Source organism: Streptoalloteichus tenebrarius (assembly GCF_024171885.1).
In the GTDB taxonomy this organism is placed as follows: domain Bacteria; phylum Actinomycetota; class Actinomycetes; order Mycobacteriales; family Pseudonocardiaceae; genus Streptoalloteichus; species Streptoalloteichus tenebrarius.
Genome location: NZ_JAMTCP010000046.1, coordinates 27154 through 39785, shown reverse-complemented (window position 1 = coordinate 39785; position 12632 = coordinate 27154). Strand labels below are relative to the sequence as shown.

7 protein-coding genes are annotated in these 12632 nt (G+C 71.1%); all 7 read left to right on the top strand.

What is annotated here, in order from left to right; all coding sequences use genetic code 11:
- The first annotated feature begins 317 nt into the window (after positions 1–317).
- The 7 genes from ctaD to LX15_RS26995 all read left to right on the top strand — a co-directional run bounded on the left by ctaD (position 318) and on the right by LX15_RS26995 (position 12631).
- Positions 318–2099, top strand: a complete 1782-nt coding sequence (gene ctaD, locus LX15_RS27025; protein WP_253672747.1) for an aa3-type cytochrome oxidase subunit I — start codon at positions 318–320, stop codon at positions 2097–2099.
- Between the two features lie 1103 nt (positions 2100–3202).
- Positions 3203–7252, top strand: a complete 4050-nt coding sequence (locus LX15_RS27020) for a Pls/PosA family non-ribosomal peptide synthetase (protein ID WP_253672718.1) — start codon at positions 3203–3205, stop codon at positions 7250–7252.
- A 35-nt stretch (positions 7253–7287) separates the two neighbouring features.
- Positions 7288–8184 (top strand): diaminopimelate epimerase, encoded by an 897-nt coding sequence (gene dapF / locus LX15_RS27015; RefSeq protein WP_253672716.1) that lies wholly within the window; start codon positions 7288–7290, stop codon positions 8182–8184.
- Complete coding sequence (locus LX15_RS27010; protein WP_253672714.1) at positions 8181–9551, top strand: aspartate aminotransferase family protein; 1371 nt, start codon at positions 8181–8183, stop codon at positions 9549–9551. Before dapF ends, LX15_RS27010 begins: the two co-directional genes overlap by 4 nt.
- The gene (locus tag LX15_RS27005) at positions 9548–10867 is read left to right on the top strand and encodes an aspartate kinase (protein ID WP_301305328.1); all 1320 of its coding nucleotides are present in this window, start codon (positions 9548–9550) and stop codon (positions 10865–10867) included. Before LX15_RS27010 ends, LX15_RS27005 begins: the two co-directional genes overlap by 4 nt.
- Positions 10868–11029: 162 nt before the next feature.
- The gene (locus LX15_RS27000; protein WP_253672712.1) at positions 11030–11314 is read left to right on the top strand and encodes a DUF427 domain-containing protein; all 285 of its coding nucleotides are present in this window, start codon (positions 11030–11032) and stop codon (positions 11312–11314) included.
- 87 nt (positions 11315–11401) lie between these two features.
- Complete coding sequence (locus LX15_RS26995; RefSeq protein WP_253672710.1) at positions 11402–12631, top strand: FAD-dependent monooxygenase; 1230 nt, start codon at positions 11402–11404, stop codon at positions 12629–12631.
- Position 12632 lies beyond the last annotated feature (1 nt).

The window sequence follows — 12632 nt, the reverse complement described above, 5'->3', positions numbered from 1 at the left end:
CCCAGGAGAGCCCGGGACAGAACGACGCCATCACACACACTCACCGCCCAATTCGCGCAACCCCCGCGAACAGGACGCCTAACAGCATTTCGCCATTGCGGGCGGCACGTTCTTCCACACGCTGCGACCACCCCAGAGTTCGTTCACCACCACGGACCGCCAATGATCAAGTGTCCACAATGGACACAGCATGTCGCTCCTCGACGAGGAGACGACGGCAGTCCTCGGGCCGCTCATGGTGAACCAGGGCGGTTTGAAGCCGTGCCAACGGGGTAGTCGGGTCCCGCCGAACATCACGATGGCAAGGTGGGATGCGTGTGACCGCGGTGGCTCCCCGACCGGCCGCCCTCGGGTACCGGCAGCACTCGGGTGGCAAGGGGTCGCGCCTGTTGGCGTTGCTGCGCACGACGGATCAAAAGCAGATCGGGCTGCTGTACCTCGTCACGGCGTTCGGGTTCTTCCTCGTCGGTGGGCTGATGGCGCTGCTCATGCGGGCGGAGCTGGCACGACCAGGACTCCAGTTCCTGTCCACCGAGCAGTACAACCAGCTCTTCACGATGCACGGCACCGTGATGATGCTGCTCTACGCGACGCCGACCGTGTTCGGCTTCGCCAACTACGTCCTGCCGTTGCAGATCGGCTCGCCCGACGTGGCGTTCCCGCGCCTGAACGCGTTGTCGTACTGGTTGTTCCTGTTCGGCGGCCTGATCACGCTCGGCGGGTTCCTCACGCCGGGCGGCGCGGCCGACTTCGGCTGGTTCGCCTACACCCCGCTGTCGCTGAGCGAGCACTCCCCCGGCGTCGGCGCGAACCTGTGGAACGTGGGCCTGGTGATCAGCGGCCTCGGCACGATCCTGGGCGCGGTCAACATGGTCACGACGGTCGCGTGCCTGCGCGCCCCCGGCATGACGATGTGGCGGATGCCGCTGTTCACCTGGAACATCCTCCTGACCAGCGTCCTGGTCCTCATCGCGTTCCCCGTCCTCACGGCGGCGTTGCTGGCCCTGCTGGCCGACCGGACCCTGGGGGCGCACGTCTTCGACCCCGAGCACGGCGGCCCGATCCTGTGGCAGCACCTGTTCTGGTTCTTCGGCCACCCCGAGGTCTACATCGTGGCGTTGCCGTTCTTCGGCATCGTCACCGAGATCCTGCCCGTGTTCAGCCGCAAGCCCGTCTTCGGCTACAAGGGGCTCGTGCTGGCCACGATGGCCATCACCGGCCTGTCGGCGCTGGTGTGGGCGCACCACATGTACGCCACCGGCGCGGTCCTGCTGCCCTTCTTCGCCTTCGCGACCTACCTGATCGCGGTGCCGACCGGCGTGAAGTTCTTCAACTGGATCGGCACCCTGTGGCGGGGCTCGCTGACGTTCGAGTCACCGATGCTGTGGTCGATCGGCTTCCTGGTGACCTTCCTGCTGGGCGGTCTGACGGGCGTGCTCCTGGCCTCGCCGCCGCTGGACTTCCACGTCACCGACACCTACTTCGTGGTGGCGCACTTCCACTACGTGCTGTTCGGCACGATCGTCTTCGCCACGTTCGCCGGGATCTACTTCTGGTTCCCCAAGATGACCGGGCGGATGATGGACGAGCGGCTGGCGAAGCTGCACTTCTGGCTCACCTTCGTCGGCTTCCACACCACGTTCCTGGTCCACCACTGGCTCGGGGACATGGGGATGCCCCGGCGCTACGCCGACTACCTGCCCAGCGACGGGTTCACCACGCTCAACACGGTCTCCACCGTCGGCGCGTTCGTCCTGGGCCTGTCGGTGCTCCCGTTCCTGTGGAACGTGGTGCGGAGCTACCGGTACGGCCAGCCCGTCGAGGTGGACGACCCGTGGGGGCACGGCAACTCGCTGGAGTGGGCCACGACCTGCCCGCCGCCCCGGCACAACTTCCTGGCGTTGCCGCGCATCCGGTCGGAGCGGCCGGCGTTCGAGCTGCACCACCCCCACATGAGCGAGCGGATGCGGGCCGAGGCCCACGTCAGGCTCCGGGGCGCCGGGCGGCGCGAGACCGAGCACCCGCCCGCGCCATCGGAGGTCACCGCGCACGCCACCGAGCCCGAGGACGAGGTTGGCGACGACCCGCGGCACCGGTGACCTGACCAGTCGCGCTCCTCGCCCCCGTCGCCGCGTCGACCCTCGCCCCGAGCGCCGCTCCACGGCCGGGGCGACGGCGTGTCCTGCCCAGCACGTGATCATGAGGGGCCGTCAAGCTTGCGGGAATCTTTCCACGGAGCCAACCTCTCGGTGTTACGGGCGTCTTACACCGAAGAGATCCTCCGTGTTACGTCCACTCAGGACGCGTCCGACCCGACCACACCCGCTCCTGTGAACGGCCGCACGGCCGCGTCGCCCCGGACGCACGCGGACACGGCCGTGGGGCGCAACGGGGGTCGCGGTGACAGCTCTCCCCCGCACATTGGGAACGGGCGTCCGAGGAATCCGGGGGCACATGACCAGCGCGGAAGACCGGCCCGGCCGCGCCACCGCCCTCCCCGCGACGGAAACCTTTCCCTGACGAGGGAAGAGGGAAATAACTCGCAAAAGGTCGCCCCGTTGTTCCGTGGCGACACGCGGAACGTAACACGCCGTTAATTTGTCCGGCAGACGGTCGACCGGCGTCCCCGCGTCCGGAACGACCAGTGGCACCGTGCTCGCGTCGGCCGCCCCGACTCTTCCGTTCGGACCACCGGCCCGATGTCTCCTGGTAGCAGCCGATCCGGTGTGACATTCTCCCGGTAATCAGGTCGGCCCGATTCAGGCGGCGCGAAGGGGCGCTATCCCGGCACCCGTCGTGAATGGTGGTTCGCGGTTCGGTGTGACGGGGTCGGTCGGGCGGCCTGGTGCGGGGCGAGACAGGCCTCACCGGGTTCCCTGGCCCGGTGGCCCCGCCGCGCGCGTCAGCGGGAAACCGGCTGATCTGGGGGAAACACTGTGAACCGATGCAACGTGGGGCCCGGGGCCGACGCGGCTCGGCCACCGCCGCCGCCCACCGCGGCACCGTGTCGCCGGCGGCGCTGACGCCGCCGAGCGGTTCACGTCGACGAGACGAAAGCGACCGCCAACGGGCGCGCCGGACACCCGTCGTTTCAGGCCCGTTCACCGGCGCGGCGGTCGAACCACCACCAAAACGGCGCCGCCATCTCCGTGGCGACGACGAAAACCGTTTCCGCACGACCGAATCCCGAAAGGGAGGTGCGATGCCGGCACAATCGGCCACTCGCCCCGGCGAGGTCGAGGTCGCCGACCAACCGGTGGTCCCCCCGACCGACGAGGAGGCCACACCCCCGATCCTCCTGCACGACTACTTCGAGCTGAGCAGACGGCGGACCCCCGACGCCACCGCGCTGGTGTGCGGGGACGCCCGGCTCACCTACGCCGACCTCGACCGCCGCGCGAACCAGCTCGCGGCCCTGCTCCGGCGGCGCGGGGTGGCGACCGGCGACACCGTCGGCATCCTGCTCGAACGCTCCGTCGAGACCTACGTCGCCATCCTCGGCGCGCTCAAGGCGGGCGCGGCCTACGTCCCGCTCGACCCGTCCTTCCCCGACGACCGGGTCGCGTTCATCGCCGAGGACTCCGCCTTCGGGTTCCTCCTGACCTCCTCGGCCCTGGCCGGGCGGGCCAGCGGCCTGGGCTGCGCGGTGCTGGCCGTCGACCAGCTCGCCGACGAGTGCCGGCGGCTGCCCGACACCCGGCCGGAGGTCGGCGTCGAGCCCTCCTCGCCGGCCTACGTCATCTACACCTCGGGCTCCACCGGCAAGCCCAAGGGTGTGGTGATCTCCCACGCCAGCATCGTGAACTTCCTGCGGGTGGCCACCCCGATCTACGGGGTGACCGCGCGGGACCGCGTGTACCAGGGGATGTCGATCAGCTTCGACTTCCACCTGGAGGAGATCTGGCCGGCGTGGGCGGCCGGCGCGGCGCTGGTCGCCGGCCCGACCGACGCCCGGCGGTTCGGCCAGGCGCTGGCGGACTTCCTCACCGAGCACGGGGTCACCGTGTTCTGCGCCGTGCCCACGCTGCTGACCACGATCGAGACCGAGCCGGAGACGGTGCGGACCCTGCTGGTCAGCGGCGAGGCGATGCCTCCGGACCTGGTGCGCCGCTGGTGGCGGCCGGACCGGCGCGTCCTCAACTGCTACGGGCCGACGGAGGCGACGGTCTCGGCGAGCTGCTGCGAGCTGAGCCCGGACCGCCCGGTCACCCTGGGCACGCCCTTCCCCACCTACGTGTTCTACGTGCTGGACGAACAATTACGCCCGGTGCCCGACGGGGAGACCGGGGAGATCTGCATCGGCGGGCCCGGCCTGGCGGTGGGCTACCTCAACCGGGAGGAGTTGACCGCCGAGCGATTCCTGCCCAACCCCGTGGTCGAGGACCGCGCCACGGTGCCGTTGATCTACCGGACCGGGGACCTCGGCCGGGTCACGCCGACCGGGGAGTACGAGTACCTGGGGCGCATCGACACCCAGGTCAAGATCCGGGGCTACCGGGTCGAGCTGGGCGAGATCGAGCAGGTGATCCGCGAGGACCCCGAGGTGGAGAACGCGGTGGTCGCCCTGGTCGACCGGGACAACGGTGCGCAGGACCTCGTCGGATACCTCACCCTGAGCGATGGCGCGGCCGGGGACGACCACACCGAGCTGCGCGAGCGCCTGCACGCCACGCTCCGGCGGCGACTGCCGTCCTACATGGTCCCGTCCCACATCGAGGTGCTCGACGAGTTCCCGTTGCTGGCGGCGGGAAAGGTCAACCGCGCGCGGCTTCCCGCGCCGGCCTCGCCACCGCTGGGCGCGAGGTTGGGTCCGCACGTGGAGCCGGAGTCCGACCTGGAACGGCGGATCGCCGAGGCGTGGGAACCAGCGCTGGGCGCGGGGAAAGTCTCGGTCACCGCGGACTTCTTCACCGACCTGGGCGGGCACTCGCTCGCCGCGGCACGCGCGATCTCCCTGCTGCGCCGGGAGCCCGCGTTCGCGGGACTGTCCATGGGCGACCTCTACGCCCATCCGACCGTGCGGAGCCTGGCCCGGTACGTGGAGACGGAGCTGGCGCCCGCCCAGGAGTCGGAGATCGAGACCGTCGACTGGCCCGCGCCGATCCGGCACTCAAGTCTCCGGTTCTTCCTGTGCGGGCTGGCGCAACTGGTGTTGCTCTACACCTACATCCTCGCGCTGGGGCTGCCCGCGATCGTGCTGGGCTGCGCGGTCGAACTGAAGCTCCAGATCTGGACCCTCGCGCCGGCGACCTCCGGGCCGCTCGCGGTGTTGGAACGCGTCGATTTGGGGACGCTCGCGCTGGTGTGCGTTCTGTGGTTCGTCGCCACGTTGTTCGTGGTTCCCGTGGTGGTCGGCCGGTTGCTTCTCAGCGGGATCAGACCGGGATGGCACCGCATGTGGGGCCGCACGTACCTGTTGTTCTGGTTCTACGGCAAGGTGGCCGCGTTGGCCCCGCTCAACCTGTTGGCGGGCACGCCCCTTCTGCCGAGGTACCTGCGTCTGCTCGGGGCGCGGATCGGCCACGGGTGCCACCTGTCGACCGCGACGATCGCCCTGCCCCGGTTCGTGGAGATCGGCGAGCGCAGCAGCATCGGGACCCTGGCCAGGATTCAGCCGTACGCGGTCCAGGCCGGCTGGTTGCGGATCGCCCCGATCCGGATCGGCTCCGGCTGCTACGTCGGCGCCTCCACCGTCGTGCTTCCCGGCAGCGAGATCGGGGACGGGGCCTCGGTGGACCACCAGTCCCTGGTGCACGCCGACCAGCGCATCCCCGAGGGCGAGCACTGGGCCGGTTCGCCGAGCCGACGGATGCCGGGTCGCCCCGTGCTGCTCCAGGCCGTGCTCGACCGCGAGCCGGTGACGCGCTGGAGGCCCGTTCTCGTGGTGGCCTACGCCTTGGCCGCGGTGGTGCTGCGCGTGCTGCCGTGGGTGATGTACCTGCCGAGCCTGATCCTCGCGCTCTACGCCGCGAAGCAGGGTGGCCTCGGGTGGGCCGTGACCAGCGTGCTCGTCGGCGGACCGCTCCAGGTCCTCGTCACGTGCCTGTCGCTGGTCGCCCTCAAGCGGGCCGTGCTGCGTTCGGTGAAGCCGGGTGTCTACCCGTGGCGGAGTTGGTTCGGGTGGCGTCAGTGGTTCGCCGAGCGGCTGCACGGCATGACGTTGACGCTGCTGTGGACGGTGTACTGCACCCTCTACGTCATTCCCCTGCTGCGCGGGTTCGGGATGCGGCTGGGCCGGTGGGCCGAGGTGGCCACCCCGGCGTTCGTCGAGCCCGACCAGTGCGAGATCGGCGACAAGAGCTTCCTCGCCGCCGGTGTGATCCTGGCTCCTCCCGTCTGCCACAACGGTTTCGTCGCGGTGGCTCCGGCCCGGATGGACGACTTCAGCTTCCTGGGCAACACCGCGCAACTCCCGTGCGGGGCGCACCTGGGGCGGCGGTCGTTGCTCGGCGTGCAGTCGGTCCCGCCGGAGAAGCCGGTGGAGCCGGAGACGACGTGGCTGGGTTCGCCGTCGTTCTTCCTGCCACGGCGTCAGGAGAGCCCGCGGTTCGACCAGAAGCTCATCGACACGCCCACGCCCGGCATGGTCGCGGCGCGGTTGGTGATCGAGTACTTCCGGGTGTGCCTGCCGGGCATCATCACCCTGCTCGGCGCCACGCTCGCCTTCTACACCACGATCGCGCTGACGACCGCGGTGCCGCTGTGGGGACTGCTCCTGCTCGGCCCGCTGCTGTGGTGGGCGACGGGCCTGTTCAACACCCTCCTGGTGGTCCTGCTCAAGTGGCTGGTCATGGGCCGGTACCGTCCGCGCACCGAGCCGTACTGGGGGCTGTGGGTGCGGGGCACCGAGTTCATCACGGGCCTGTACCAGGCGGTGGTGGTCCGCTCGCTGCTGGCGCAGTTCTGGGGAACCCCGTGGGCCGCGCCGGTGCTGCGGATGTTCGGCGTCCGGGTGGGCCGGCGCGTGTGGTTGAACGGCGGCTCCGTGACCGAGTTCGACCTGGTGTCGGTGGGCGACGACGCGATGGTCGGCGAGTTCTCCGACCTCCAGACCCACCTGTTCGAGGACAGGGTGATGAAGATGTCCTGGGTCCGGGTCGAGGAGGGCGCGACCGTCGGCACCGCGGCGGTGGTGCTCTACGACTCGGTGGTCGGCCGGGGCACCTACCTCGACGCGTTCTCCCTGGCGATGAAGGGCGAGTCGCTGCCGGCCGGGACCCGGTGGCGCGGAATCCCCGCCCGTCCCCTGTGACCCCCGATTTCCCGCCTCCCGGAAAGGGATGTCGCATGTCAGATCAGCACAACCGCGTCCTCGACGGCGAGTTGGCGGCTCTCCGTCGGCGCGTGGTGGAGGGCGTCCCCCTCGACACCCTCTGGTTCGCCGTCATGCACGGCAACGGCAACGTGATCATGATCGTGGACGAGGAGCGGAGCGGCCTGCCGCCGGCGGCCGTCACCTCGACGCTGGCGCGGGAGCTGTGCCGCTCGCTCACCACGCCCAAGATCGACGGGGTCGCGTTCGTCCGGCCCTCGGTCTCTCCCCTGCGGATGACGTACTTCGAGTGCGACGGCACGCACGCCCAGATGTGCGGCAACGCCCTGCGCTGCGTGACGCGCTACGGGGTCGAGCGGGGCTATCTGTCCACAGAGGACCACGTCGAGACCGACGACGGCGTCAAGTGGGTGTCCATGGTGGACGGTGAGCCGAGGGTGGCGCTCGGGCCGGGGCGGGAGTACCAGCAGGTGCGGCCCGACTGGTACTTCGCCTTCAGCGGCCTGCCGCACCTGGTGATCGTCGTGGACGACCCGTTCGACTTCCACTCGATCGACGTGCGCCGCGAGGGCGCGAAGCTGGCCCACGACGAGCGGTTGTGCCGGCTGCTCAACCACCCCGAGGGCCTGCACGTGGACTACGTGTACCGCGCGGAGGACCACGTCGCGCTGCGCACGTTCGAGGTCGGCGTCGAGGACGAGACCCAGGCGTGCGGCACCGGGGTCGCCGCGACCGGCTATGTCGCGCACCGCGCGTGGGGAGTGCCGTTCCCCGTGCGGGTGCGCACCCACGGCGGCGTGATGACCGCCGAGAACGGCGAGCACGGCCTGGTGATCAGCGGGATCACCGGCTACCTGTTCGTCGACGAGAAGACGCCAGTGGCCACCACATCCTCGAGGAGTGTCCTGTGACCGTCCACGCGCCCGACGCCCTGACCCGTCCCCACGTCGGGTCCGACCTCCCCGGGCCGCGCTCGGCGGAGTTCCTGGCCCGCCAGGACCGGTGGGAGTCCAGCGCCCGCACCTACCCGCGCAACCTGCCGATCGCCATCGCCGAGGGCACGGGCAGCTTCGTGCGGGACGTCGACGGCAACGTGTTCATCGACTTCCTCACCGGAGCCGGTGTGCTGTCCCTCGGGCACAACCACCCGGAGCTGGTGGAGGTGGTGGCCCGGCAGTCGTCGGTGCTGGTGCACGGGCTGGACTTCCCGACCCCGGCCAAGGACGCCTTCGTCGAGGCCCAGCTCTCGATGCTGCCACCGGCGCTGCGGGACCAGATGAAAATCCACTTCTGCGGGCCGACCGGGGCCAACGCCGTGGAGGCCGCGATCAAGCTCGCCAAGATCGTGACCGGGCGCGGCGAGATCGTGTCGTTCCAGGGCGGTTTCCACGGCTCCACGCACGCCGCGATGTCGGTGACCGGACTGGTGTCGCCAAAACAACCGGTGGCCAACCAGGTGCCGGGAGTGCACTTCTTCCCCTACTCCTCCTGCGCGCGGTGCCCGCTGGGCCTCGACCCTCACTCGTGCGAGACCAACTGCGTGACGCTGCTGGAGCGGGCCCTGCGGGACCCCAACGGCGGCATCCCCCTGCCGGCCGCGGTGATCCTGGAGCTCGTGCAGGGCGAGGGCGGCGTGGTGCCCGCCAGGAGGGAGTTCGTCCGGCGGGTGCGGGAGCTGACCCGCGCGCTCGACGTCCTGCTGATCGTCGACGAGGTGCAGACCGGCTGCGGGCGCACCGGCACCTGGTTCGCCTTCGAGCAGTACGACATCGAGCCCGACATCGTGGTGGCGTCCAAGGCGCTGAGCGGCATCGGACTCCCCGTCGCGCTCATCCTCTACCACCGCCGGCTCGACCAGTGGAAGCCGGGCGCGCACATCGGCACCTTCCGCGGCAACCAGCTCGCCTTCGCCGCCGGCGTGGAGGCGATCCGCATCATCCGGCGCGACGACGTGCTGGCCAACGTGCGGGCGCGTGGGGAGCAGATCGCCGACCGGCTGGAGCCGCTGCGGAACCAGCCGTGGACGCACGACGTGCGCGGGCTGGGCCTGATGTGGGGTGTCGAGCTGGCCGACCCGGTCACCGGGGCGCCGGCCGGCGCGCTGGGCCGGGCGGTGCAGGCGCACGCGTTGCGACGCGGCCTGATCCTGGAGCTGGGTGGCCGGCACGACGCGGTCGTGCGGATGCTGCCGCCCCTCAACGTCACCCCGGACGTCGTCGACACCGCCTGCGACATCCTCCTCGACGCCTACGACACCGCTCTCAGGGAGCTGGCATGAGTCTGCTGGTGCAGAAGTTCGGCGGCACCTCCGTGGGGGACGCCGCCCGGGTCCGCGCGGTGGCGCGGCGGGTCCACGACAGCCGCGCGGCGGGGCACGACGTCGTCGTGGTCGTCTCCGCCATGGGCTCCACGACCGACAAACTGGTCGCCCTGGCCCAGGAGTTGTCCACGGCCCCGGCGAGCCCGCACCACGATCTGTTGCTGAGCACCGGGGAGGTGGCGTCCACCGCCGCACTGGCGCTCGCGTTGGCCGAACTGGGCGTGGCGGCACGGCCGTTGAGCGGACCGGAGGCCGGGATCCTCACCGACGGGGTGCACGGCAGGGCCCGCATCGTCCACGTGGACCCCGCACCCCTGACCAGGAGCCTCGGCGAGGGCGTGGTCCCCGTCGTCGCCGGGTTCCAGGGGGCCGCGACCGCGACCGGCGCGCTGACCACGCTGGCGCGGGGCGGCTCGGACACCACGGCGGTCGCCCTGGCCGCCGCGCTCGGCGCGGACGCGTGCGAGATCTACACCGACGTCGACGGGGTGTTCACCTCCGACCCCAGACATGTCGCCCACGCGCACAAGCTCGACGCCATCGGGTACGAGGACATGGCGGAGATGGTCGCGGGTGGCGCGCGGGTGCTGGCCCAGTCCGCCGTGGAGCACGCGGCGGCGCACCGGGTGCCGGTGCACGTGCGGTCCAGCGCGCTGCCCTCGCCCGGAACGTGGGTCGGAAACAGCCCCGCCGGCGCGGTTGACGCTCCGCACCGCCCGGTGGTGGGCCTGGCCCACCAGGCCGGGCAGTGGCGGTGCCGGGTCGCCGACGTCGGGGACGAGGCGTTGCCGGCGGTGTTCGGGGCGCTCACCCGGACGTCCGTCCCGCTCGACCTGGTCAGGGTCGACGCGGACAGCACGCTGTCGTTCACGGTGCACGCGGACGACAGGGCCGAGGTCAGGGCCGCGCTGGCGGAGCTGCGGACGCGCGGTGACCTGCCCGGCGACGAGTGGTCTGGTCCGTTCGGGAAGGTGTCGCTGGTGGGCCGAGGAATCGGCCGTCACCCCGACGTGCTGCCCGGCGCGCTCGCCGCGTTGCGCGCAGGCGGCATCACCGTGCAGGGTGTCGCCATCCACCCCCGGCGGCTTGCCCTGTTGTGCCAGGAGTCGGATCTGATGCCGGCGGTGCTGGCGTTGCACGAGGCGTTCCTGGAGCAGGAGTCCGAGCCGGCGCGCGCGTGGGCGTCCCTTCCGGGGACCTCAGGGTGGTTGGAGGCCAACGATCCGGCGCTGGACGACGAACTCGACAGTGACGGGGTGAGGAACCCGGCCTGAGCCGGGCGATCCCGGGTCCCGTCGGAGGCGTCCGCGTCTCCGACGGGACCTTGCTCATCTCCTGCGGGAGCTTCTCGTCTCCTGCGGGAGCTTCTCGTCATTCGTCTGCGCCAGCTCAGGCCGTGCACGCGCAAGGACATCGCCCCAGGGGAGAATGACCACATGGCTACCGCACAATGGAACGGCGTCGTCCTGGCCGAGAGCGACGACACGGTCATCGTCGAGGGCAACCACTACTTCCCGATCGACTCGGTGCGCAGGGAGTACCTGGTCGAGTCGGACACGACGACGTTCTGCCCCTGGAAGGGCGAGGCGAGCTACTACAGCGTGGTCGTCGACGGGGCGCGGAACGAGGACGCCGCGTGGTACTACCCCGAACCCAAGGACGCCGCCCGGCAGATCAAGGACCACGTCGCCTTCTGGCATGGCGTGACGGTCACGGACTGATTCCGTCTTCCCCTCCGCGGCCACCCGCCGTGCCATCGTGACCGCCTGGCGGAAACCGAAGCCCTCGCCGACGAGAGGATCGAACCGATGCGTCCGACTGTCGCGGTGGTGGGTGCCGGCATCGGTGGCCTCACGGCCGCCATCGCCCTGCACCGCCGGGGCGTCGAGGTCGTCGTCCACGAACAGGCGTCAGCGCTGACCCCGCTCGGAGCGGGGATCGCGGTGGGAGCCAACGCCAGTCGGCTGCTCCGCCGGATGGGGCTGCTCGACACCTGGAGCGAGGCGGCGGTCCGGCCGCAGCGCATCCAGTTCCACCGCTGGCACAGCGGGCGGGTCTTCTGCTCGCACGAGATGGGCGACACCTACGAGGAGATGTTCGGCGCGCCGTTCTACACGGTGCACCGCGCCGACGCGCACCGGCTGCTGATGGACACCTACGTCCGCGAGGGCGGGGCGCTGGAGCTGGGACACCGGTGTGTCGCGGTGGCCGAGGACGAGCACGGCGTCGAGGTGATCTTCGCCGACGGCTCCGCCACCAGGGCCGAGGTGGTGGTCGGCGCGGACGGGGTGCACTCGGTGGTGCGCGAGGCGCTCGCCGGACCCGACCGCCCGGTGTTCTCCGGGACCAGCGGCTACCGGGGGCTGGCGCCGGTCGAGCGGCTGCCGCGCCTGCCCGAGCTGGGATTCGACCCGACCCGGCCGGCGCTGTGGCTGTTCCCCGGCCCGGGACGACACCTGATCTCCTACCCGGTGAGCGGAGGCCGGCTGGTCAACGTCCTCGCGGTGATCCCCGACGAGGAGTGGACGGTCGAGTCCTGGTCCGCGCGGGGCGAGGCGGCCGAGGCCCTGGCGGCCTTCGCCGGGTGGAACGAGGTCGTCGCCGCCCTCCTCGGCGGGATGGAGAGCGTCTCACGGTGGGCGTTGTACGACCGGGAGCCGGTGCGACGGTGGAGCAGCGCCAGGATGACCCTGCTGGGGGACGCGGCCCACCCGATGTTGCCGCACCAGGGGCAGGGCGCCAACCAGGCCATCGAGGACGCGGTCGTCCTCGCGGACTGCCTCGCCGGCTGTCTCAGCGACCGTCCCGCCGGCGTTCGACAGGACGAGGTGGCCGCGGCGCTACGCCGGTACGAGTCGGTCCGCCGTCCCCGCACCCGCCAACTCCAGATGGCCTCGCGCCGCAACCGTGAGTGCTTCCAGGCGCCCGACGGCGCGCCGGCCGAGGAACGCGACGCACGCCTGGTCCACCTGCCGAGGGACCTCGCCTGGATCCACGGCCACGACGCGCAGCGGGAGCTGGCCGACCACGCCGACTGAG